Source organism: Sphingomonas oligoaromativorans (assembly GCF_011762195.1).
In the GTDB taxonomy this organism is placed as follows: Bacteria; Pseudomonadota; Alphaproteobacteria; order Sphingomonadales; family Sphingomonadaceae; genus Solisphingomonas; species Solisphingomonas oligoaromativorans.
In genome coordinates this window covers 188,544-211,337 of the sequence record NZ_JAASQK010000001.1, presented here as the reverse complement: position 1 = coordinate 211,337, position 22,794 = coordinate 188,544, and the positions used below count along the sequence as shown (strand labels likewise).

At 68.9% G+C, this 22,794-nt stretch carries 21 protein-coding genes and 3 tRNA genes; 10 read left to right on the top strand and 14 right to left on the bottom strand.

Annotation, left to right across the window (positions count from 1 at the left end):
* Positions 1-97: 97 nt before the first annotated feature.
* From FHS98_RS01085 to FHS98_RS19120, 6 genes are all read right to left on the bottom strand, one after another.
* Positions 98-538: a hypothetical protein gene (locus tag FHS98_RS01085; RefSeq protein WP_167098540.1), complete on the bottom strand. Its 441-nt coding sequence runs from the start codon at positions 536-538 to the stop codon at positions 98-100.
* A gap of 136 nt (positions 539-674) precedes the next feature.
* The gene (locus tag FHS98_RS01080) at positions 675-2,561 is read right to left on the bottom strand and encodes an ABC-F family ATP-binding cassette domain-containing protein (RefSeq protein ID WP_167098537.1); all 1,887 of its coding nucleotides are present in this window, start codon (positions 2,559-2,561) and stop codon (positions 675-677) included.
* 96 nt (positions 2,562-2,657) lie between these two features.
* Positions 2,658-3,407, bottom strand: coding sequence for an SDR family NAD(P)-dependent oxidoreductase (locus tag FHS98_RS01075; protein WP_167098534.1), 750 nt, complete (start codon positions 3,405-3,407; stop codon positions 2,658-2,660).
* Positions 3,408-3,541: 134 nt separating this feature from the next.
* Positions 3,542-4,996 carry an AMP nucleosidase gene (locus tag FHS98_RS01070; RefSeq protein WP_167098530.1) on the bottom strand — a complete coding sequence of 485 codons (1,455 nt, stop codon included), beginning with the start codon at positions 4,994-4,996 and terminating at the stop codon, positions 3,542-3,544.
* Between the two features lie 139 nt (positions 4,997-5,135).
* Positions 5,136-5,864: an SIMPL domain-containing protein gene (locus FHS98_RS01065; RefSeq protein WP_167098527.1), complete on the bottom strand. Its 729-nt coding sequence runs from the start codon at positions 5,862-5,864 to the stop codon at positions 5,136-5,138.
* Positions 5,865-5,968: 104 nt separating this feature from the next.
* Positions 5,969-6,661 carry a DUF6456 domain-containing protein gene (locus tag FHS98_RS19120; protein WP_208401897.1) on the bottom strand — a complete coding sequence of 231 codons (693 nt, stop codon included), beginning with the start codon at positions 6,659-6,661 and terminating at the stop codon, positions 5,969-5,971.
* A 92-nt stretch (positions 6,662-6,753) separates the two neighbouring features.
* Between FHS98_RS19120 and FHS98_RS01055 the strand changes: the two genes are divergently transcribed.
* Complete coding sequence (locus FHS98_RS01055) at positions 6,754-7,320, top strand: helix-turn-helix domain-containing protein (protein WP_167098524.1); 567 nt, start codon at positions 6,754-6,756, stop codon at positions 7,318-7,320.
* Positions 7,321-7,383: 63 nt separating this feature from the next.
* On the opposite strand, the gene FHS98_RS01050 is transcribed toward FHS98_RS01055, so the two are convergent.
* The 5 genes from FHS98_RS01050 to FHS98_RS01030 form a co-directional block, all read right to left on the bottom strand.
* Positions 7,384-7,460, bottom strand: a tRNA-Asp gene (locus FHS98_RS01050).
* 116 nt (positions 7,461-7,576) lie between these two features.
* A tRNA-Asp gene (locus FHS98_RS01045) sits at positions 7,577-7,653 on the bottom strand.
* Positions 7,654-7,687: 34 nt separating this feature from the next.
* Entirely contained in the window at positions 7,688-8,968 is a 1,281-nt protein-coding gene (locus FHS98_RS01040; RefSeq protein ID WP_167100199.1) for an AI-2E family transporter, read from the bottom strand.
* 84 nt (positions 8,969-9,052) lie between these two features.
* Positions 9,053-9,568 carry a CAP domain-containing protein gene (locus tag FHS98_RS01035; protein WP_167098521.1) on the bottom strand — a complete coding sequence of 172 codons (516 nt, stop codon included), beginning with the start codon at positions 9,566-9,568 and terminating at the stop codon, positions 9,053-9,055.
* A gap of 442 nt (positions 9,569-10,010) precedes the next feature.
* A tRNA-Leu gene (locus tag FHS98_RS01030) sits at positions 10,011-10,095 on the bottom strand.
* Between the two features lie 159 nt (positions 10,096-10,254).
* Between FHS98_RS01030 and FHS98_RS01025 the strand changes: the two genes are divergently transcribed.
* From FHS98_RS01025 to FHS98_RS01015, 3 genes are all read left to right on the top strand, one after another.
* Positions 10,255-10,626 (top strand): BlaI/MecI/CopY family transcriptional regulator, encoded by a 372-nt coding sequence (locus tag FHS98_RS01025; RefSeq protein ID WP_167098518.1) that lies wholly within the window; start codon positions 10,255-10,257, stop codon positions 10,624-10,626.
* A complete protein-coding gene (locus tag FHS98_RS01020; protein WP_167098515.1) occupies positions 10,623-12,170 on the top strand; it encodes a M56 family metallopeptidase in 1,548 nt (515 codons plus the stop codon). The genes FHS98_RS01025 and FHS98_RS01020 overlap by 4 nt, the downstream gene beginning before the upstream one ends.
* A 127-nt stretch (positions 12,171-12,297) precedes the next feature.
* On the top strand, positions 12,298-14,634 hold the full coding sequence (locus FHS98_RS01015; protein WP_167098510.1) for a glycoside hydrolase family 31 protein: 2,337 nt from the start codon (positions 12,298-12,300) through the stop codon (positions 14,632-14,634).
* 17 nt (positions 14,635-14,651) lie between these two features.
* Here the strand turns inward: FHS98_RS01015 and FHS98_RS01010 are convergent, their stop codons facing one another.
* From FHS98_RS01010 to FHS98_RS01000, 3 genes are all read right to left on the bottom strand, one after another.
* Positions 14,652-16,892 (bottom strand): beta-glucosidase, encoded by a 2,241-nt coding sequence (locus tag FHS98_RS01010; protein ID WP_167098506.1) that lies wholly within the window; start codon positions 16,890-16,892, stop codon positions 14,652-14,654.
* A gap of 229 nt (positions 16,893-17,121) precedes the next feature.
* On the bottom strand, positions 17,122-17,646 hold the full coding sequence (locus FHS98_RS01005) for a DUF805 domain-containing protein (protein WP_167098503.1): 525 nt from the start codon (positions 17,644-17,646) through the stop codon (positions 17,122-17,124).
* Between the two features lie 16 nt (positions 17,647-17,662).
* A complete protein-coding gene (locus FHS98_RS01000; RefSeq protein ID WP_167098500.1) occupies positions 17,663-19,171 on the bottom strand; it encodes a YifB family Mg chelatase-like AAA ATPase in 1,509 nt (502 codons plus the stop codon).
* A 96-nt stretch (positions 19,172-19,267) separates the two neighbouring features.
* On the opposite strand from FHS98_RS01000, the gene FHS98_RS00995 reads away from it, so the two are divergent.
* The 6 genes from FHS98_RS00995 (at position 19,268) to yihA (ending at position 22,761) form a co-directional block, all read left to right on the top strand.
* Positions 19,268-19,579, top strand: a complete 312-nt coding sequence (locus tag FHS98_RS00995; RefSeq protein ID WP_208401895.1) for a hypothetical protein — start codon at positions 19,268-19,270, stop codon at positions 19,577-19,579.
* 93 nt (positions 19,580-19,672) lie between these two features.
* Positions 19,673-19,807, top strand: a complete 135-nt coding sequence (gene rpmH / locus FHS98_RS00990; protein WP_167100190.1) for a 50S ribosomal protein L34 — start codon at positions 19,673-19,675, stop codon at positions 19,805-19,807.
* A 59-nt stretch (positions 19,808-19,866) separates the two neighbouring features.
* A complete protein-coding gene (gene rnpA, locus FHS98_RS00985; RefSeq protein WP_243847796.1) occupies positions 19,867-20,145 on the top strand; it encodes a ribonuclease P protein component in 279 nt (92 codons plus the stop codon).
* Positions 20,142-20,369 carry a membrane protein insertion efficiency factor YidD gene (gene yidD / locus FHS98_RS00980; protein WP_167098497.1) on the top strand — a complete coding sequence of 76 codons (228 nt, stop codon included), beginning with the start codon at positions 20,142-20,144 and terminating at the stop codon, positions 20,367-20,369. The genes rnpA and yidD overlap by 4 nt, the downstream gene beginning before the upstream one ends.
* A gap of 41 nt (positions 20,370-20,410) precedes the next feature.
* A complete protein-coding gene (yidC, locus tag FHS98_RS00975; protein WP_167098492.1) occupies positions 20,411-22,108 on the top strand; it encodes a membrane protein insertase YidC in 1,698 nt (565 codons plus the stop codon).
* Complete coding sequence (gene yihA, locus FHS98_RS00970; RefSeq protein WP_167098489.1) at positions 22,105-22,761, top strand: ribosome biogenesis GTP-binding protein YihA/YsxC; 657 nt, start codon at positions 22,105-22,107, stop codon at positions 22,759-22,761. The genes yidC and yihA overlap by 4 nt, the downstream gene beginning before the upstream one ends.
* Positions 22,762-22,794: the final 33 nt, after the last annotated feature.

Below are 22,794 nucleotides of genomic sequence, written 5' to 3'. Positions count from 1 at the left end.
CGGACTTGATCCGGGGTCCAGAGTTACAAGCGATACCGCCCGAGGCTCTGGATGCCGGATCAAGTCCGGCATGACGGAAGGGAACGGAGAGGCGCCCTCACCCCTCCTCGCCCAGCCGCCGATGCATCTCGGCGAGCTTGCGCGCGAGCCAGTCGCGGGCATTCTCCCCCTCCTCGCGCACGCCCGGCCGCGCCGCCATCGCGGAGGCCCGGTGCGCGGTCAGCAGCGCCATGCCGAGCCGGTCCGAATATTCGACCGTCTCGCTGCCATCCTCGGATTTCTTCACCCGCCGCGTGATGCCGAGCAGCGCGCGTTCCAGCATGGTGTGCTCGAGCCGCGCATAGCCTTCCGCCAGCGCCTCCCGCCACGCCGCTTCGAAGCCTGGCGAGCGGCGGCGTTCGCGATACGCACTGCCCACCGGCATCTTCGCCTTGCGCTCGGAAGCGGCGACGTTGGACGTCTGGGCCAGCGTTTCGAGGAAGGTCCGCTGGCGCGCCTGCGTCCAGCGACGCGGCGCTTTCTTCTTCGTCACGGTCATGGGGCAAGCCCTCCAGACATGCGAAGGGCCGGACACGGTGTCGCCACCGCCCGGCCCCAAACGCAATTCTCTAGCTTGCCCCGCTTATGTCACATCAGCGGTTCGCTGTCAATATGAAAAACACCAAACAGGTTCGTCATGCTTCACTCATGGCGCTTTCCAGCGCCTCGCTCGCCTCGACCCAATCGACCTCGACCGCCTCCAGCAATCCCTCGACGCTGCCGCGCCGCTTCATGAGCTGGCCCATCGTCATCAGCTTGAGCGTGGGGGTCGGCGTGCCGGCCAGCGCCTCGTCGATCTCGCCGAGCTGCTTCTGGAGGCGGGCGATTTCCGTCTCCGCCTCCTTCACGCGCTTGCGCAGGCCCTGCGTCGCCTCGCGCCGTTCGGCCGCCGCGCGGCGATCCTCCTTGCGGTTGCCGCCGGACGCCGCCGAGGCCGCGCTCGCCTTGGTCGCGTCGCTGCCGCCGGAGATCACGAACTTCGCATATTCCTCCAGCGTCCCGTCGAACTCCTTGACCGCCCCGCCGTCGACCAGCAGCAGCCGGTCGGCGACCAGCTCCAGCATATGCTTGTCGTGGCTGACCAGCACGACCGCGCCGCGGAACTCGGCCAGCGCCTGGACCAGCGCCTCGCGGGTATCGACGTCGAGGTGGTTGGTCGGCTCGTCGAGGATGAGCAGGTTCGGTGCCGAGTGCGTCACCAGCGCCAGCGCCAGACGCGCGCGTTCGCCGCCCGAGAGCTTGCCGACCTTGGTCAGCGCCTTGTCGCCGGAGAAGCCGAAGCGCCCGAGCTGCGAGCGCACCGCCACCGGAGTCGCGCCCTTCATGAGGCGGCCCATCAGGTCGACGGGCGTCTCGGTCGGGTCCAGCTCCTCGACCTGATACTGGGTGAAGTAGCCGACATTGAGCTTGGGCGCGCCGGTCATCACGCCGTCCATCGGCTTCAGCTCGCCGGCGAGCAGCTTGGCGAGCGTGGACTTGCCGTTGCCGTTGCGGCCGAGCAGCGCGACCCGGTCGTCCGGGTCGAGCCGGATGCCGAGCCGCGTCAGGATCGGCTTGCCCGCCTCATAGCCGACGCTGGCATTGTCGAGCGTGAGGAGCGGCGGGCGCAGCCCTTCCGGGTTCGGGAAGGAGAAGGTGAGCGAGGGATCGTCCGCCACCGCCGCGATCGGCTGCATCCGGGCGAGCGCCTTGACGCGGCTCTGCGCCTGCTTGGCCTTGGACGCCTTCGCCTTCCAGCGATCGACGAAGGCCTGCAACTTCTCGCGCTCGGCCTGCTGCTTCTCGCGGGCGGCGGTCTGCTGGGCGGCGCGCTCGGCGCGCTGGCGCTCGAAGGCGTCGTAGCCGCCGACATAGAGCGTCGTCTGCCCGCGATCGAGGTGGAGGATATGATCCGCCACATTGTTGAGCAGATCGCGCTCGTGGGAGATCAGCAGGATCGTGCCGCGATAGGCGCGCAGATAGCCTTCGAGCCACATCACCGCTTCGAGATCGAGGTGATTGCTCGGCTCGTCGAGCAGCAGCAGGTCCGGCCCGGTGAACAGCAGCGAGGCGAGCGCGACGCGCATCCGCCAGCCACCCGAGAAGCTCTCCATCGGCCGCGCCTGCATCGCGTCGTCGAAGCCGAGGCCCTTGAGGATGCGCCCCGCGCGCGCAGGCGCGGTGTGGGCGTCGATGGCGTTCAGGCGCTCGTGGATCTCGGCGATGCGATGCGGGTCGTGCGCCGTCTCGCTCTCGGCGAGGAGCTGGGCGCGCTCGGTGTCGGCTTCGAGCACCGTCTCGAACGGCGTCATCGGGCCGCCGGGCGCGTCCTGCCGCAGATAGCCGAACCTGGCGCCGCGCGGGATATCGACGCTGCCGCCGTCGGGCTCGATCATGCCCGCGAGCGCCTTCATCAGCGTCGACTTGCCCGCGCCGTTGCGGCCGATGAAGCCGACGCGCGCGCGCTGCGGGATGGCGGCGGAAGCGCCCTCGATGATGGCGCGGCCGCCGAGGCGCACCGTGATGTCCTTGAAGCTCAGCATGGCCGCGCGGTTAGCAGGGCGCGGCGGCGAGCCCAAGCCCGATATGCGGCGATGCGGTTGCGCGGCGGAGCGCACGCCCCGCCGCGCCCCATGCCATCAGAGGTTGGAACCGCCGCTCACTTCGATCGAGCGGCCGTCGATCCAGCGCGAGCGATCGGACGCGAGCAGCGCCACCGCGTCGGCGATATCCTCCGGCTGGCCGATTCGCTTCAGCGCCTGCATACCCTTCACGAATTCGCGGCTTTCCTCGGTGCCGAGGAAGTCCTGCGCCATGTCGGTGTCGATCGCGCCGGGGGCGATGGCGTTCACGCGGATGCCGCGCGGCCCCAGTTCCTTGGCGAGGTTGCGCGTCAGCACCTCGACCGCGCCCTTGGTCGCCGAATAGATGGCCGTGCCGTCGAACGCCACGCGTGCGACCACCGAGGAGAGGAAGATCACGCTGCTGCCCTCGCCGAGGATCGGCAGCAGTTGCTGGACGAGGAAGAAAGGCGAGCGGACGTTCACCGCGAACTGGCGATCGAAGGATTCGACCGTCTGCGTCTCGATCGGCTGCATCTCGGCGATGCCGGCATTGGCGACGAGCACGTCCAGCCGCGCGATGCCAAGCGCCTTGACGGCATCGGCCAGCTTATGCCCGCCATCCGGGGCGGCAAGATCGGCACCGAGCACATCGGCCTGGCCGCCCTTGGCGCGGATTTCGGCCGCCAGCGTATCGGCGGCATCCCGGCTGGCGCCATAATGCACGATCACGCGCGCGCCCAGCTCGGCGAGGCGCAGGGCTGTCGCGCGGCCCAGGCCCCGCGACGCGCCGGTGACGAGAGCGACACGGTTGGACAATTCGGACATGATATTGCTCCGTAGAAGAGGAGCCGCTGAGATAGACCCGCCTTGCCCGGCCCCAACCAAACGACTTCTATACCGGCCGTTATAAAAACTCGCCATCCCCCTCCCCGAGGCCCGCACGGAGAGGGGAACAGCCTTTACCGGAACGGCGGCTCGTCGAACGAACGCAGCTTGCGCGAGTGGAGCTTGGTGCCCTCCGAGCGCAGGATGTCGATCGTCTCCAGACCGATCCGCAGATGCTGCGAGATCGCCCGCTCGTAGAAGCGGTTGGCCTGGCCCGGCAGCTTGATCTCGCCATGGATCGGCTTGTCCGACACGCACAGCAAAGTCCCGTAAGGCACGCGGAAGCGATAGCCCTGCGCGGCGATGGTGGCCGACTCCATGTCGATCGCCACCGCGCGGCTCTGGTTGAAGCGCAGCGCCGAGAGCGTGTAGCGCAGCTCCCAGTTGCGATCGTCGGTGGTGACGACGGTGCCCGTGCGCAGGCGGCGCTTCAGCTCGTCGCCGCTCTCGCCCGAGACGCTCTCGGCCGCCGCGAACAACGCCTGCTGCACCTCGGCGATCGGCGGGATCGGGATCTCCACCGGCAGCACGTCGTCCAGCACATGATCGTCGCGCAGATAGGCGTGGGCCAGCACATAGTCGCCGATCGTCTGCGAGGGACGAAGCCCGCCGCAATGGCCGATCATCAGCCACGCCTCGGGGCGGAGCACCGCGAGATGGTCGCAGATCGTCTTGGCGTTGGACGGGCCGACGCCGATATTGACCAGCGTCACGCCGCGGCCGTTCGGGCCGATCAGGTGATAGGCCGGCATCTGCACCTTGCGCCACGGCCCTTCGGCGATCGCGCGCTCGGGGTTGGGCGTGTCGCGCGTCACCAGCACATGCCCCGCGACCGAGAGCGCCTCATAGGGGCTGTCGGGCTTCTTCAGCTCGGCGAGCGCCCAGGCGACGAACTCGTCGACATAGCGGATATAGTTGGTGAACAGGATGTAGGGCCGGAAATCCTCGGCCGGCGTGCCGCTATAATGCTTGAGGCGCGCGAGCGAGAAATCCACGCGCGGCCCCTCGAACAGCGAGAGCGGCCGGGTCGGATCGTTGGCGAGCGCGAACTGGCCGTCGGCGATCTCGTCGCCGATGTCGGAGAGGCGGACGCTCGGGAACCAGCGCGCCAGCTCCTGCGGCACGGCGCCGTCGAGCGACAGCTCGTCCGAACCGTCCAGCACATAGGGATAGGGGATTTCCTGATCCGACAGGCCGACCGACACGCGCACCTTATAGTCGCGCACCAGCAGCGTGAGCTGGTCCTCCAGATAGCGGCGGAACATGCGGGGGCGCGTGATGCTGGTCGCATAGCTGCCCGACTGGTTCAGGCGGCCGAAGGCGCGGGTGATGCGGGGATGCCCCTCCGCCTCATAATCGACGCGCAGCTCCGGGTAAGCGAACATGCCGCGACCGCGCGCCTCGGTGTCGGGCAGGGTCCGGTCGGAAAGATAGGCCGCAATCGCGCGACGCAGATTGGTGACGGAACGCTCGTGGCGTTCGATCAGCTCGTCGAGGATCGCGGGGATGTCCTGGATCGTGGTGTTCAAGCGGAAGGTCTCCTTCTCTTTTGTTGTTGGCGGATGCTTCGCACCTCGCAGGCCGGCGGTTAGCCGTCCGTTCCCCGCCCTAGCGCAAAATTGTGGCAAGGGGGAGACGGCGCGGGCACGAGCCGCCTCCCACGTCCGGTCAGGGCGCGATGGTATAGGTGACGGTGAGGCGGACTTGCGTCTCCACCGGTTGCGGCGTGAGCTTCACCGGCACGGGCGGTGGTGGTGGGGGCGCCGACGGAGCACGCATGGCGCTGACGACGACATCCTCCCCGAGAGCGCGCGGCTGGGCGTCCCCGACATAATAGAGATTGCCGAGCCGCACGCCCGCCCCTTTCGCGATCGCCTCGGCCTGCGCCCGCGCATCGGCCAGCGCGGCGGCCGTCGCCTTGCGACGCGCTTCGGCATCGTCGGACAGGGTGAAGCCGCTCAACTGCACCTCACTGCCGCCGAGCCGGGCGATGAGGCCCGTCGCCGTTCCCGCCTTGTCGACGCGGCTGAACTTCAGCGTCACATCCATGTTGGCGATATAGCCGCGCACTGCGCACTCCCCTTCGGAGAGACGGCCACGGGCCTGCCATTCGTTCTGGCACTCCTTGTCGCGCGCCTCGACGACGGAGAGATTGCTGGTCCTGAGCGGCGCGCCTCCCGTCATCGAGGCGATGCCGCTCTCGATCGCCTCGCGCCGACTGGCGAGCACGCGCACCGCCGCGTCGGATGTCGCCCCCTCGCCCCGGATATGGAAAGAGAGCGAGGCGGTGTCGGGCGGAGTTCGGACGATGCCCGTGCCGGCCACCACGATGCGGGGCGGCGGAGGCGCCTCCTGCGCCATCGCAGGCGCCGAGGCAGCAAGCAGGAGCGCGGCCATCGCCGGCGCCGGACATGGCGATACGGTTCGACTCACAGACATGTCTCCACGGAAATTCCCCCTGGACGAGCAAACTATGGCCCGCCCAGGACACCCACAAGCGATCAGGGCAATCCATAGAAATCCGCCAGCCGATCGAGCGCCAGCGTCAGCACCACGCGCCCCGCCCGCGCGGGCCAGCCGAGCGCGCGTTCGGCCGTCTCCATCCCCTCGCCCGCGCAGACGATCCGCCAGAGCACATCCCTGAGCCCCGGCCCGACAGCATCGAGCGCCGCCTCCATCCGCCGCTTCGCCGCGATCTGGGCGAGCGTCGGGTCGAGCGCATCGGGCGCGCCCCGCGCCGTCGGGGAGCGCGGCGTCGCGTCCCAGCGCATCGTCACGCGTGGGGCCATCTCGGCCATCGTCCAGTCGCCGCGCAGCCGCTCGCCGGCCTCGAACTGCCGATCGTCGACGAGGCCCCGCGCCTTCAGCCAGCCGAGCGGCGACTCGGCGAGGTTGACGGTGACGCTCCGCGCCCGGCGCGCGCCCTTCCCCTCCCCGTCCTGCGGCAGCGCGCGCTCGGCGAGCAAGCGGTTCGCGCCGCCCTCCCGCCGGCAGCACCAGGCAAGGCCGGCATCGCCCAGCACCAGCCCCTCACCCGCGCGGCGGACCAGCCCCTTGCGCTCCAGATCCGCGATCAGACTGTCCGGCGCGACCAGAGGCCCCGCCGCCCATCCGCCCGGCCGCCGCCGGAGTCGCCTCCCCGCGCCGATCGCCTCGACTACCCGTTGGCCCTGCACGCTCAGCGGACGAATCATGAATTTTGTTCTCCTTTCGTTCCGGCTGGCATCAGATGCCACAAAGGCTATGATGTAGGAAAGCGAATAACCGGTTCGGTTATGGAGGCAGTATGATAACTCGCATCCGCGATGTGCGCCGTGCCAAGGGCATGACACTCGCCGAAGTGGCGGAGCACTGCGAGCCCCCCACCACCGCGCAGACCATCGGTCGGCTCGAGACGGGCACGCGCACCGTGTCGGTCGGCTGGCTCAACCGCATCGCCAAGGCGCTGGGGGTGGAAGCCGCCGATCTGGTGCGCCTGCCCGATGTGGCGGATCTGCCGGTCGCCGCGATCCTCGGCGCCGGCGGAGCGGTCGCGCCGCGCCAGTCCTCGGTGGTGACGCCGCCCCGCCCCGAAGCGGGGGCGCTGGCGCTGATCGTCGAGGCCGGCCAGGGCGACTATCGCGCGGGCGATATCCTCTGGCTCGATCGGCTGGCCCCGGATGCGTTCGGCCAGGCGCTCAACCGCGACGTGCTGCTGCCGCGCCCGGCCGGGCGGTTCCTGTTCGGGCGGCTGATCGGGCGCGACCCGGATCGGCTGCATGTGCTGCCGCTGGCCGGCGGCGGGCGGCAGCAGGTGATCGCCGATCCGCCGTGGATCGGCGTCGCGACGCGGCTCGTGCGCTCGCTCGGTTGAACGATTCGGATTTCGGGGGGCAAAAAAAAGGCGGCTCTCGACGAGGCCGCCTGTTGCCATGAATGGCGCGAGTGACGGGACTTGAACCCGCGACCTCCGGCGTGACAGGCCGGCGCTCTAACCAACTGAGCTACACCCGCGTATCAGCGTCCCACGGCTGGGACGATACACCTTCCAAGGCACCGGGGATACCCGATCCTGTTCCGGGAGGCGGGAGCCTGCCGGGCGGTTGCGGCGCCCAGACTCCAATACCAAATGGCGCGAGTGACGGGACTTGAACCCGCGACCTCCGGCGTGACAGGCCGGCGCTCTAACCAACTGAGCTACACCCGCGCTTTGGCACCCCATCGCTGGGGTGGAGGGGCCTCTAAGGGACGCTCCCCACCCTGTCAACGGCCGAGTTGGCCCCGTCCCAATCTTTCTTCGCCCGCCCCGCCAGCGTGCCGCGCTCGAACAGGAAACCCGCGATATCCGGCCTGCCCGCCGTATCGAGCACGGTGTGGATGATGATGAGCAGCGGCACCGCCAGCACCGCGCCCACCGTGCCCCACACCCAGCCCCAGAAGCTGAGCGCGACGAGGATCAGCAGCGGGCTGAGCGTCAGTTTCCGGCCCACGATCATCGGCGTGACGATGTTCGCCTCGATCAGGTGGAGCCCGACGAAGATCAGCGGCGGCATCGCGGCGGCCCAGGGATCGGCGAAGGTCATGAGCCCGCCCAGCCCGAGCAGCGCGGCGGCCGCGATCGGCCCGAGATAGGGCACATAGTTGAGCAGCGCGACCAGCCCGCCCCACATCAGCGGCGTCGGCAGGCCGAGCAGGTAGACGGCCCCCGCCACGATCAGCCCCAGCGTCACGTTGATGGTGGTGATGGTGGCGATGTAGCGGGATGTCGCGTCGACCACGTCCTGGATCACGCGCGCCAGCGTCATGGCGCTGTCGAAGGTGGCGCGGCTGGTGATGGTGTGGCGGCGCGCCCGCGTCCATCCGGCGAGGAAGAAATAGATCACCAGCATCGCGAAGAAGATCTGGATGATCGCGAACGGTGCCGAGGTGGTCAGCAGCGAGAGCAGGGAGTTGGGCGTCTCGATCGTCACCGTGCGGGCGTGCGCCGCCTTGTGGAGCGCGATGGTGTTGGCCATCTCGTTGATCGATCGGTTCAGGCTCGAATAGACGTCGACCAGCGGGCGCACCGTGGTGCGGATGCGGCCCAGCCGCTGGGGCAGCAGCGAGACCCAGTTGCTCGCCGGCACGACGATCGCCGCGATCGCGACATTGGCGATGCCAAGGAAGAAGATCAGGCAGAAGAAGGCCGCCAGCCCCGACGGCACGCCGCGCCGCTCCAGCCATTCGAGCGGCGGCACCAGCGCGATCGCGATCACCAGCGCGGCGGTGACGGGCAGGAAGAACTCCGCCCCCGCCCGGAGCGCGAAGGGCAGCGCCAGCGCGAGGCCCAGCCCCAGCGCGAGCGCGATCGAGGCGAGCAGCCGGTCGCGATGATAGCCGCCCTCGGCCGCCGCGGCGGTCGCCTTCGATTCGGCGACGGAAGGCGCGGGTTCCGGCGCGGGCGCGGACGCCGTGAGGTCGGGCAATTCGCCCGCGTCCCCATTGTCGTTCGTCACGCCGTCCGCCTTGGACTGCCCCATCACCGCCGCCTTGCTCCACCGCCAGCCGCCCGGCCGCCTGTCCGCGCTTAGCACGACCGGCCGGGCTTCGCGATGTCGGCGCGAGACTTAAAAGGGGCGGCTCCCCAGCACGTTGCCGGGGCGGGCATAGCGGCAGACGAGGAAGTCATATTGGGAATTGCTGGCGATCGCGCAGCCCACCTCGCGCGTGTCGCGCCAAACCATCTGGGTGTAGTGGCCCACCGCCTCGAACGTCCGGCCATTCTGGTCCCAGCGGCGGACGCGGCGGAAGACGCGCTTTTCGTCGGACCAATATCCGATCATCTGGTCCACCCGATAGGCGCGGGCGGTGCCCATGAAGAGGTTCTCCCCCTCCCCGTTGTCGGGTTCGCCCATCGATCCGTAATGGATCATGGTGTTGATGCGCGCGAGGTGTACGGCCCAGCGCTCGGCATCGGCGGCGAGCTTCGCGCTCCACTGGATCGGCCCCACGCCGACGGCGGCGCGCTCGCTGTTGTGCGCGGCAAGCACGGTCGCCCGCTCGCCGAGCGTCATCCCCATCGAAAAGGCCGGCGCCGAAGGGAGCGCAGCCACCAACACCGCCAGCACGAAGCCAGAGCGCATCGTTCCGATCCTCGATTCCGTTGAAATCCGCGGCAACGATCAGGACCATCGGCCCGGAAGGGCCATCGCCGCCGCACCCCGCGACTCGTTCGCGCGAAGGCAGGGATCGCCTAAGCCCCACGTTGCAGATTGCAACCCTTCCGCCGCACGACAGGGCCAAGCAGAACACGCCTCGTCGCGCAGTTCGGTCATGTCATCGTCATGATCCCATTCCGCCGCCGTTCCGCAAAGGACACATACGCAACGAACCGATACACAAGCCGACTTGGCGACTTGTTCGAGGGGCAAGGGCAGATCTTCGCAAACCGCCACCCTCTTCGGCAGGGACTGTGAGCCCATGACGTTAACAGACCGTTTACCGCGCCCGTCAGGACAGGCACGGTTCGACCATCGGCTTAGGGTGACAGGAACAAGGAAAAGGCGCCGACTCCCGGTCGGCCGATGGTGCGGGCGGTCGGGCTCGAACCGACACTCCTTGCGGAACCGGATTTTGAGTCCGGCGCGTCTACCAATTTCACCACGCCCGCGCAGCCGCTCGGCTGGAACGGCGCCGGAGCGCCCTTCGCGGGCTCCTATGCAACAGGTGGAAGGCGAACGCCAGATGGAACGACGCCTCTCCCGCCGGACTTGACGACTACATCCGTAGTCATATACGACTACACCTGTAATCGATGGAGTCGTGCCCGGTGTCCGAGCGGATCAGCGAAGCGGAGCTTGTCGTGATGGAGGCGCTGTGGTCGGCTAACGAGCCGCTCACCGCCGCCGAAGTGACGGAACGCATCGACGCCTCCCGCGAATGGAGCGACCGGACGGTGAAGACCATGCTCGGCCGGCTGCTCGCCAAGGGCGTGCTGGCGCATGAGGAAGACGGCCGCCGCTATCTCTATCGCCCCGCGGTGGCGCGCGAACGCTATGTGGCGGGCGAGTCCCGCCGGTTGGTGGACCGCCTCTTCGGCGGCCGCGCCGCGCCGCTGGTCGCCCACCTCGCCGAGGGCGACGGCCTCACCCCCGACGACATCGCCGAGCTGGAAGCCCTCCTCAAGGAGCTGCGCCCGTGACCGAGTGGACCCTTCAGACCCTGATCGCCACCACCCTGCTGGCGCTGCTCGTGCTGGCGCTGCGCAAGCCGGCGGCCGCCGCCTTCGGGCCGCGCATGGCCTACTGGCTGTGGGCGTTGCCCGCGCTGCGCTTCCTGATGCCATCGCTGCCGGGCTGGCGGACGCTCTATGTGCCCGTGTTCCATATCGGCCACCAATATAAGCTCGTCGGGCTGGCCGATCATCCGAGCGCCGTGAAGATCGTCGCCGATCCGACCATCTCGCTCGCCCCGATGGCGCCGCTTCCATCGCTGCCGCCCGTCGTCGCGCCGTATCACCTGCCCTATGCCGAGATGCTGATCGCATTCTGGCTGGGCGGCGCGGCGCTGTGGTTCGGCTGGCAGATGCTGCGCTATTTCGGCTTCCTGCGCCATGCGATGCGCTCGGCCGTATTGCTGACCCGCGAGTGCGGGGTCGACATCCTCGTCACCGGGCAGGTGGACGGCCCGGTCGCGGCCGGTGTCCTCAAGCGCCGCATCTTCCTGCCCGCCGACTTCATGCAACGCTACAGCCCGGCCGAGCGGCGCCTCGCTCTGCTGCACGAGGGCGCGCATCATGACCGTAACGACATCCTCGCCAATCTGGTCGCGCTCTTCGTGCTGGCGCTCCACTGGTGGAACCCGCTGGCGCACAAGGCCTATCGGCTGTTCCGCGCCGATCAGGAGCTGGCCTGCGACGCCACCGTGCTGGCGGGCGTCAGCGCCGCCGAGCGCCATGCCTATGGCAGCGCCGTCCTCAAGTCCGTGTCCGCCCGGATGCCGGGCGTGGCCTGTGCGCTCAGCCACAAGGCCGAGCTGAAGCGCCGCCTCCAGACGATGGCGCGCCGGCCGATCGGCTCGGCCCGGCTGTGGCTGGGTGGTGTGCTGGCGCTGGGTGCGATCGGCGCCGGGCTGCTGGTCACCGCCTCGGGCGAGGCGAACGTCTCCGAGCCCGCCATCCTCTCGCAGGCCGACATCGCCCAGATCCGCGCCGACGCCGAACAGGCGCGTCAGGAAGCGCGCCGCGCCGCCGAGGAAGGCCGCCGCGAGGCCGCCGAAGCACGCCGCGAAGCCGCGGAAGGCCATCGCGAAGTCGCCGAGGCCCACCGTGCCGCCGCCCTCGCCCGCGTGGCGCATCCCGTCCGCCCGGTCGAGCCCATGATGGCGCGGGAGCAGATCGCCTCCACCCGCCACGCGATGGCCGCCACCTGCGGCGCGCAGGGAATGCCCGTCTCCGAAACCGCCGACTGGCAGACACTCGCGCTGTGCGGGCGGGACATCGACAAGATCGTCAGCGACGCGATGGGCGAGCGGGACCGCGCGCTCTCCGCCGCCGAGCGCGCGCGGGAGCAGGCCGAGGCGCGGCGCGAACAGGCGCTGGCCATGGCCGACGCGGAACGGGATCGCGCCCTCGCCCAGGCCGAGGCCCAGCGCGAGCGTGCGCTGGCGACCGCCGAGCGGGTTCGCGAACATGCCTTTGCCGAGCGTGATCGCGCTCTCGCGGCCGCCCGCAACGACGCCCGTTAAGCCCGCCGAACCGCGCCGGCTCCCTCGATCCGGTGCAACCCATCCGAAGGTCGCGGCCCTTCTGCCTCGCATTCTCTGATAAATGCGATATTTGGCGAAGTGAGCCTCAACGAGCCCAAGGATGACCATGAAAGAGACGACACGCCGCCTCCGCTGGCTGAGTTTGACGACGGCTGTTAGCGCTATCGGCCTTTCCACCGCCGCGCTGGCGGCTCCGATGGCCACTGTCGATCGCTATGGCGCGTTCGTCTCGGTCGAGCCCTATGCCGCCAACATCGTCCGCGTGACGATCGCCACCGACGAGTCGCTCTCGGCCGGGAAGCCCGGCTACGGCGTCTCCGCCCATGCCGACGCCACGGGCTGGACCCACTCGACCGACGCGAGCGGCGACGTCTTCGCCTCCTCGAAGCTCAACGTCACCGTGGCCACCGGGCCGCAGCCGACGCCGCCGACCCAGATGCAGCGCTATTTCGCGCCCGCTCTCCCCGGCGCGACCGTCATCATCAAGGGCGCGGACGGCAAGCCGATCGTCACCATGAACGGCTGGGACATGGCGCCCCACACCGTCAACGGCGAGAAGACCTTCCGGGTCGGCGCCAGCTTCTCGACAACGCCGGACGAGCATTTCTACGGCCTCGGCCAGAATCAGGAGGGCATCCTCGATCTGCGCGGCCGCACCATCGATTGCCGCCACAATTACGACGCGCCCGCCGGCGAGACGGTCTGCGTGCCCTATCTGCTCTCCAGCAAGGGCTACGGCATCCTGTGGGACAATCCGGCCGCGACCACGGTGTCCGCCGGGCTCAACGGCCGGACGCACATCACCTCGGAAGTGGGCGAGCGCGTCTCCTTCTTCGTCGTCACCGGCCCGACCAGCGACGATCTCACCGCCGGCTACGCCAGGCTGACCGGCCCGACCCCGCTGCCGCCCAAGGCCGCCTTCGGCCTCATCCAGAGCAAGGCCCGCTACGAAACCCAGGCCGAACTGATGTCGGTCGCGGAAGGGTATCGCCAGCGCAAGCTGCCGCTCGACGTGATGGTGCTCGACTGGTTCTACTGGACGCGGATGGGCCAGCTCGACATCGATCCCACCGCCTTTCCCGACCCCGCCGGCATGAACGCCAAGCTGCACGCGATGGGGATGCACTCGATCATCTCGGTGTGGCCGCGCTTCGAGAAGGAATCGCGCTACTTCAACTTCCTCGCCTCGAAGGAATGGCTGCTCCACGATAAGGACGGCAACCCGATCGACGGCCTCGCGATCCGATCGGACCGCGCCGGAGCGCTGCTCGACGCGACCAATCCTGAGGCCCGCCAGTGGTTCTGGGGCAAGATCCGCGACAATATCGCGTCCAAGGGATTCGACTGGTTCTGGCTCGACGAGACCGAGCCCGATCTGGTGCCGGACGGCGCCTTCTATTCGATCGGTTCGGGCGATCGTTATCACAACCTCTTCCCGCTGCTCCACACCAGCAGCGTGGCGGAAGGATCGGCCAAGGATCGCCCCGGCTTCCGCAACCTGATCCTGTGCCGCGCCGCCTATCTGGGCGCGCAGCGCAACGGCTGCCTGTTCTGGTCGTCGGACGTCGATTCGAGCTGGGAGGCGCTGAAGCGCCAGGTGCCGACCGGCCTGAACTTCACCGCCACCGGCCTCGCTTATTGGGGCAGCGACACCGGCGGCTGGCAGACCCCCGGCGCGCACACGCCCGAGCGCCCGCTGCTGCTCGATCCGGCCGGATCGGATGCCGCGAACCCGAACTACCCGGATTACCCGGATTACCCGGAGCTGTTCACCCGCTGGTTCGAATACAACACCTTCACCCCGACGCTGCGCATCCACGGCCAGCGCCCGGCGACGGCGCTCTGGTCCTACGGCAAGGCGGCGGAGCCGGTGCTGGAGAAGTTCCTGCGCCTGCGCTACGCGCTGATCCCCTATCTCTACAGCCTCGGCCATCACACCAGCGAGACCGGCACGCCCTTCATGCGCGCGCTGTTCATGGATTTCCCGAACGACCCGGCGGTCGCCAATATCGGCGACGAATATATGCTGGGTTCGGCCTTCCTCGTGGCGCCCGTCACCGATCAGGGCGTGACAGCCCGCAAGGTCTATCTGCCGACCGGCAGCGACTGGTATGACTGGTGGACCAACAAGCGCATCGCCGGCGGCCAGTGGATCGAGGCGGCGGCGCCGATCGACCGCATCCCGCTCTATGTCCGCGCCGGCTCGATCGTGCCGATGGGCGCGCAGGTGCCGAGCACGATGAACAAGCAGCCGCTGGAGGAAATCCGCGTCTATCCGGGCCGCGACGCGCGGTTCACGCTGTTCGACGACGATGGCGTCAGCACCAGGGCGGGCAAGACCGCCACGCTCGACTGGGACGACAAGGCCCGCCGCCTCACGGCGACGGGCACCCTGCCGACCGGTCAGGCCCCGGCGTCACTCCTCCGCATCATGGGCGAGTGACGCCGTAGGGGCGGCGCTCAGGCGCCGCCCTTCACACCCTGCCCTGCGGGGAGCCAGCGCTCGGGCAGCGTCACCTCCACGCTCTCCCCCTGATCCGCCGCCGAAGTGGCGAGCGTCACACGATAGCGGCCGGCGGCGACATGCCAGCCATGGCGCCCCTCGTCCCAGGTTGCGAGCAGACGCGGATCGATCGTGACGGTCGCCTCCTCCGCCTGCCCCGGTGCGAGCGTCAGCTTGCGGAAGCCGCCGAGCCGCTTGGCCGACTCCCAGCCGCCCGCCACAGGCGACACATAGATCTGGCCGACATCCGCGCCCGCCACCTTGCCGGTGTTGCGCAGGCGGAAGCTCACCCGAAGGTCCGCGCCGACCAGCTTCGCCGACACGCCGTCGCCCGCGAAGCTCGTGTAGCTGAGGCCGTGACCGAACGGGAACAGCGGGGTCGCGCCCTGCTTGTCCAGCCATTTGTAGCCGACCGCCGCGCCCTCGCTGTAGGTGACGTCGAACACCTGCTTCTCGGGCAGGCCTTTGCCGGCGATCGTGGCGCGGGGGAACTGCTCGGCCGAACGCGGAAAGCTGATCGGCAGATGGCCCGACGGGTTCACCGCGCCGGTCAGCACCCGCGCGATCGCCGGGCCGCCGCGCGTGCCGGGATACCAGGCCTCGACCACGCCCTTCACGCTGTCGATCCACGGCATCGTCACGGCGCCGCCCGTCTCCAGCACGACGATGGTGTTGGGGTTGGCCGCCGCCACCGCCGCGACCAGCGCATCCTGATCGTTCGGCAGCGTCAGCGGGAAATCGAGCGACTCCGCCGTCCATTGCGTCACGAAGACGATGGCGACATCCGCCCCCTTAGCCGCGGCGGCCGCCGCCGCCGGATCGGTGCCGGCGTTGTAGGAGATCGCGGCACCCGGCCGCTCGGCCTTGAGCGCCTCCACCGGCGAGGACTTGTCATAGACGATCGGCCCCGGCCACGCCTTCGGCCCGAGCCCGCGCACCGCATTGCCCCCCGGCGAATAGACCTGCGCCGAGCCGCCGCCCGACAGCACGCCGACATCGGCATGGCCGCCGATCACCGCGATCTTCCGCGCCGAACCGGCGAGCGGCAGGATGCCGCCCTCATTCTTGAGCAGCACGATGCCGGCTTCCGCATCGGCCTGCGACACCTTGGCATGGGCGGCGAAATCGATCGGCGCGAGGGCGACCGGATGATCGATCGCGCCGCTCGCGATCAGCGCGCGGGCGATGCGGCGCACCTTGTCGTCCAGCACCGCCATCGGCACCTTGCCTTCGGCGATCGCGGCCTTGAGCTTGTCGCGCCAGACATAATTGTCGGCCTTCGAGACGCCGGTCTCCTGATCGAGCCCGCCCAGCGCATCCTTCACCGTGTCATGCTGGGCGCCCCAATCCGACATGACGAAGCCCTTATAGCCCCAGTCGCCCTTCAGCACCTTGTTGAGCAGCCAGTCGTTCTGGCAGGCGTGCGTGCCGTTCACGAGGTTGTAGGAGCACATCACCGAGCCCGGATCGCCCTTCTCGATGGCGATCTGGAAGGCGAGCAGATCGGACATGCGCGCCGCCGTCGGATCGATATGGACGTCGACCGTGTTGCGGCCCGTCTCCTGATCGTTGAAGGCATAATGCTTGATCGTGGTGACGATCTTGTTGGACTGGATGCCCTTGATGAAGGCACCCACCATCGTGCCCGCGAGCAGCGGATCTTCGCCGCCATATTCGAAGTTGCGGCCGTTGCCGGGCTCGCGATCGAGATCGATGCCGCCGGCAAGCTGGACGTTGAAGCCCGACGCGCGCGCCTCCGCGCCGACCATGCGGCCGCCGGCCTCCGCCATCCCGGGATCCCAGGTCGAGGCGCTGAGGATGCCCGACGGCAGCGCGGTGCGCTCCAGGGCCGGGGTCGCCTCGCCCTGCGTCGCGACGCCGCTGCCGGCATCGCTCTGCCATTGCGGGGTGAAGCCGAGGCGCGGCACGCCCGGCACGAAGCCCGCCGACTGGAGCCGCGCCTCGGGGAAGCGGAACTTGTTCCAGTCCTGCTGCACGCCGAAATAGCCGGTGACGACCACCAGCTTCTCGTCCTCGGTCATCGCCTTCACCAGCAGGTCGGCGCGCTGATCGGCGGAGAGCGCGGTGTTCTTCCACGCGGTGGGGCTGATGGCGGGAGCAGCCTCGGGAGCGGCGGCGGTGGCCGCGCTCGCCAGCGCGCAGGCGATGGCGGTGGTCAGGAACAACGAAGCGCGCATGGGCATCCTCTCAGGTGGGCCGGACGGTCGGCGATGATGTCGGGGCAGGCCGGAACGACCGCCCCCCGGAGCACCGGCCAGGCGAGGTCCGGGAGGCGCGCGAACGCCCCGATCGCTGAACTGGCCATGCCCCTCCTCGCGCCGCCTGTCTGTGTCGCGGCGCGAGCCCATCGTCGGACGACAACGTTGTCCGGGTCAAGCCTCTAATGGTAGCGTTCGCACGCCCCGCCTAGCGGAACGTCTCGCTGAGATCGGACATGTCGGCCAGCGGATCAGGCCCGAAACGGTTGGGGCCGGGCGTGCCGCGCAGGCAGTACCAGACCAGCAGCACGATCGCGCCGACGAAGCCCAGAAACATCATCAGGCCGGCCACGATGAAGGTGTGGACGCTCGCCATCAGGATGAAGCCCAGCGCATAGGGTGCCACCGGCATCAGAATCCACCAGCCGCTGCGGTTGATGTCATGCAGCCGGCGGACGCTGACGGCGATGTTGGGCACCAGCACGGCCAGGCTGAACAGGCCGGTGAGCCAGCCGCCCCGCGTCGCGGCGCCATAGCTGAAACCGGACGCGTCAGGCCCGGCGAGGCTGGTATGCGTGAGGCTGTTGGAGCCGCCGAGCCCCAGCACCCCGTCGACGATGCTGAGCACGATCGACACGATGATGAGGAACACCACCCACATCCAGAATTCGCGCCGCGTCGAGCGGCCGTTGAATTGGGCGTAGCGCTTGAGCGGCAGGATCATCCATTCCATCTTCGTCCCTCCCCTGTCAGTTGACCGGCGCCCTCCGCCGATAGCTCAACGCCTCCGCGATGTGGACGCGCCCGACGATCTCCGCGCCGGCCAGATCCGCGATCGTTCGCGCGACGCGCAAAACCCGGTGATAGCCGCGTGCGGAGAGCCGCATCGCCTCCGCCGCCTGCGCGAGGAGCGCGCGGCCCGCCTCGTCGGGCGTGGCGACGCGATCGAGCAGATCGCCGTCCGCCTCCGCGTTGGTGCGGGCCGCATGTCCCCGGTAGCGCGCCGTCTGCACGCCCCGCGCCTCTGCGACGCGCCCCGCCACTTCGGACGACCCCTCCGCGGGCGGCGGCAGGACGAGATCGGCGGCCGACACCGCCTGCACCTCGACATGCAGATCGATGCGATCGAGCAGCGGCCCCGACACCTTGGCCTGATAATCGGCGGCGCAGCGCGGCGCGCGGGCGCAGGCCAGCGAGGCATCGCCGAGATGCCCGCACCGACATGGGTTCATCGCCGCCACCAACTGCACCCGTGCCGGGAAGGTGACATGCGCATTCGCCCGCGCGACCGACACCTTGCCCGTCTCGATCGGCTGGCGCAGCGAATCGAGCACCGGGCGCTGGAACTCCGCCAATTCGTCGAGGAACAGCACGCCGAGATGGGCGAGGCTCACCTCTCCGGGCCTGGCGCGCAGGCCTCCCCCGGTCAGCGCCGCCATCGAGGCGGAATGATGCGGGCTGCGGAACGGCCGGGCGCGGAGCAGCCTGCCGCCGGGCAGCTCCCCCGCGACGCTCGCCACCATCGACACCTCCAGCGCCTCGGCCGGCGCAAGATCGGGAAGAATTCCCGGCAGGCATGAGGCCAGCAGCGACTTGCCCGCTCCCGGCGGGCCGACCATCAGCATGTTATGGCCGCCCGCCGCCGCGATCTCCAGCGCGCGCTTGGCGGTCTCCTGCCCCTTCACTTGCTTGAGGTCCGGCCCCATCACCGGCGGCTCGACCTGCCCGGCGCCCGGCGGCGCGATCTGGCCGCTGCCCTTCAGATGATTGATGAGCGCCAGCAGGTCCGGCGCCGCGACCACCTCGATACGGCCCGCCCACGCCGCCTCCGGCCCCTGTGAGGCGGGGCAGATCAGCCCCTTCTCTTGCTCCGATGCATGAAGCGCCGCCAGCAGCACGCCGGGCGCGGGCGCGACGCGGCCGTCCAGCCCCAGCTCGCCCACCGCGACGAAACCGCTCAGCGTCTCATGATCCACCACGCCCATCGCGGCGAGCAGGCCGAGCGCGATCGGCAGATCGAAATGCGAACCCTCCTTGGGGAGGTCGGCGGGCGAGAGATTGACGGTGATGCGCTTGGGCGGCAGCGCCAGCCCGATCGCGGCGAGCGCCGCGCGCACCCGCTCCCGGCTCTCGCCCACCGCCTTGTCGGGCAGGCCGACCATCACGAACGCCGGCAGCCCCGCCGCGAGCTGCACCTGCACCTCGACGGCCCTCGCCTCCAGCCCCAGAAACGCCACGGTCGAGACAATCGCGACCACGCTACCCCCCGATATGCCCCGATCCGCACCCTAGCCGCGCCGAAGCGCCTGTCCAGCGATTGCGATTGTCATACGCATCCCCCACATTCATCCCCGATGACATGGCGCGCACGATGGCAGACATGGCGACGCACCCACGCGATGCGGCATATGCTGTTCGCGTTCGGCTGGGTGCTGATCCTGTCCGCGCCGATCGTCGGCCTGCTGCCGGGGCCGGGCGGCATCTTCGTGCTGGCGGCGGGCTTCGCGCTGCTGCTGGAGACGTCGCCCTGGGCGCGGCGCTTCTATGTCCGCACCAAGCGCCGCTGGCCCAGGCTCGGCGAATGGGTGGACTGGGGAATGCGCCGCCGCAGCGCCCGCCGGCGCCGCGAGAGGGAAAAACCGGCGCTCGCCGTCCCTCTGGATTGACTCCGCGCGCCCATTTCCCTATCGGACCGACCAACCGTGGCCGCCACCTTCCGGCGGCCCTTTTTCGTTCGCAGACGTTCAAGGGATTGACCGATGAAGCGCACTTTCCAGCCCAGCAACCTCGTGCGCAAGCGTCGCCATGGTTTCCGCAACCGTTCGGCCACCGCCGCCGGCCGCAAGGTTCTCGCCGCCCGCCGCGCGCGTGGCCGCAAGTCGCTCTCGGCCTGAGCGACCTCGTCCTCACGAAACTCCGGCGCCGCGCGGATTTCCTCGCGGCGAACGGAGGCTTGCGCCGGGCTATGCCCGGCTTCGTGCTGTTGGTGAGGAAGCGCGAGGATGATGACCCGACCATGCGCGTCGGCATCACCATCACCAAGAAGGTCGGCAACGCGGTGGTTCGCAACCGCATGAAGCGCCGTTTCCGGGCGCTCGCCGCCGAATTGCTGCCGGTCCACGGATTCGCGGGCGCCGATCATATCCTGATCGGCCGCAATGGCGGGATCGAGCGCGATTTCGCCCTGCTGCGCGACGAATTCGGCGCGGCGCTCCGAAAGCTCGCCCGGTGACATCGAAAGGCCTCGCCACGCGTGGCCTCGTCGCCGTGGCGCGCGCCTGGCAGGCAGGCCCTTCCGCGATGATGGGGCCGACCTGTCGTTTCATTCCTTCCTGTTCGGCCTATGCGATCGAGGCCTGGACGCGCTATGGCGCAGCGCGCGGCTCCTGGCTGGCGGCGCGGCGCATCTGCCGCTGCCACCCGCTGGGCGGCCATGGATATGACCCGGTGCCCTGACAGGGGCGTCCGAACCTGCTTTTCCTCTTGGGGGTGTTTCGGTGAACGAACAGCGCAATCTGATCCTCGCGCTCGTATTGTCCGCACTCGTGCTTCTGGGCTGGGCGCTGATCTCTGACCGCGTCTTCCCGACCGCCAACAAGCCCAGCACCCAGATCGTGCATGGCAAGACGGTTCCGCTGCCGAGCGCGACGCCCGTGTCCAACGGCCCCGCCGCCGTGCGGGATCGCAATGTGGTGCTCGCCGAATCGCCCCGCGTGAAGATCGAGACGCCGCTGCTCGCCGGCTCGATCGATCTCAAGGGCGCGCGCCTCGACGATCTGGTGCTCACCACCCAGCGCGAGACGATCGCCAAGGATTCGCCGCCCGTCCGCATCTTCTCGCCGGAAGGCAGCGCGGACGCCTATTTCGCCGGCTTCGGCTGGACCGGACAGGGCGTGGCGCTGCCCGACGCCAACACCGTGTGGACCGCGACCGGCGACGTGCTGGCGCCGAACAAGCCTGTGACGCTGACGTGGAGCAACGGCCAGGGCCAGGCCTTCGCCATCAAGCTCTCGGTCGACGACGGCTATCTCTTCACGGTCCAGCAGAGCGTCACCAACGGCGCGCAGACCGCGATCGTCACCCGCCCCTACAGCTTCGTGAACCGCACCGGCCAGTCGAAGGATCCGACCAGCCACGCGCAGCATGTCGGCCCGATCGGCGTGTTCAACAACGCCGCCGACTATTCGGTCGACTGGAAGGATCTCGACGAGGCCGGCGGCACCGGCAAGTCTTTCCAGACCACCGGCGGCTGGCTCGGCTTCGGCGACAAATACTGGCTGACGGCGGTCGCGCCCGACCAGTCGCAGCCGGTCGACGCCGAGTTCCGCGGGCAGAACGGCCAGTATCAGGCCGAGTTCAGCACCGCCCCCAAGACCGTGTCGCCGACCCAGTCCGCCACCGTGCAGTCCTATCTGTTCGCGGGCGGCAAGGATGCCGCGCTGCTGGATCGCTATGTCGGCAAGCCCGGCATCGCCAAGCTGGACCGCGCGATCGACTGGGGCTGGTTCATCTGGTTCGAGAAGCCGATCTTCAAGATCCTCGACTGGCTGTTCAAGCAGGTCGGCAATTTCGGCGTCGCCATCATCCTGCTGACCGTGCTGGTCCGCGCGGTGATGTTCCCGATCGCCCACAAGCAGTTCAAGTCGGCCCATCAGATGAAGCTGGTGCAGCCGAAGATGAAGGCCCTCCAGGAGCGTCACAAGGGCGACAAGCCCAAGCTCCAGGAGGAGATGATGAAGCTGTACCGCGAGGAGAAGATCAATCCCCTCGCCGGCTGCCTGCCCGTCTTCCTCCAGATTCCGATCTTCTACGCGCTCTACAAGGTGCTGACGCTGACGCTCGAAATGCGCCATCAGCCCTTCATGCTGTGGATCAAGGATCTCTCCGCGCCCGATCCGCTGACGCCCGTCAACCTGTTCGGCTTCCTGCCGTTCGAGCCGACCGGCTTCATGCATCTGTCGGTGCTGGCGATCATCCTCGGCATCACCATGTGGCTCCAGTTCAAGCTCAATCCGCAGATGACGATGGACCCGAGCCAGAAGCAGATCTTCGCGCTGATGCCGTGGTTCATGATGTTCATCATGTCGCCCTTCGCGGCGGGCCTTCAGATCTACTACATCGCGTCCAACCTCATCACGGTCGCGCAGATGCAGTGGCTGAACCGGCGCAATCCGGTTCCGGCGGCGACCAAGTGAACGACACGCTCACCCCTGAGGAGGCGGCCGAGCGGCTGGAGGCGGCGCGCAAACTGTTCGCCGGCCACGTCGCCTTCCTCAAGTCCGCGCCGGACCTGAAGTTCCTCCCCGATCCGAACGCCCCGGAAGTGGCGTTCGCCGGGCGGTCGAACGTCGGCAAGTCGACGCTCATCAACGCGCTGGTCAACCGCAGCGCGCTGGCCCGCACGTCGAACACGCCGGGCCGGACGCAGGAGCTGAACCTGTTCGACGTCGGCGATCCGCTGGCTTTCCGGCTGGTCGACATGCCGGGCTACGGCTTCGCCAAGGCCCCCAAGGACATGGTGAAGCGCTGGAAGTTCCTCGTGAACGACTATCTGCGCGGCCGGGCCGTGCTGTCGCGCGTGCTCGTGCTGGTCGACAGCCGCCATGGCCTGAAGGACGTCGATCGCGAGCTGATGACTATGCTCGACAAGGCGGCGGTGAGCTATCAGCTCGTCCTCACCAAGGCCGACAAGATCAAGCCGACCGAACTCGCCAAGGTGATGGCCGAGACGGAGGCCGAGGCGCGCAAGCATGTCGCCGCGCACCCGGTGATCCTGCCGACGTCGAGCGAGACGGGCGCGGGCATCCCGGAACTGCGCGCCGCCGTTCTGGACGCGATCGCGGCCTGAACTCCCCTCCCTCAGAGGGAGGGGTCGGGGGTG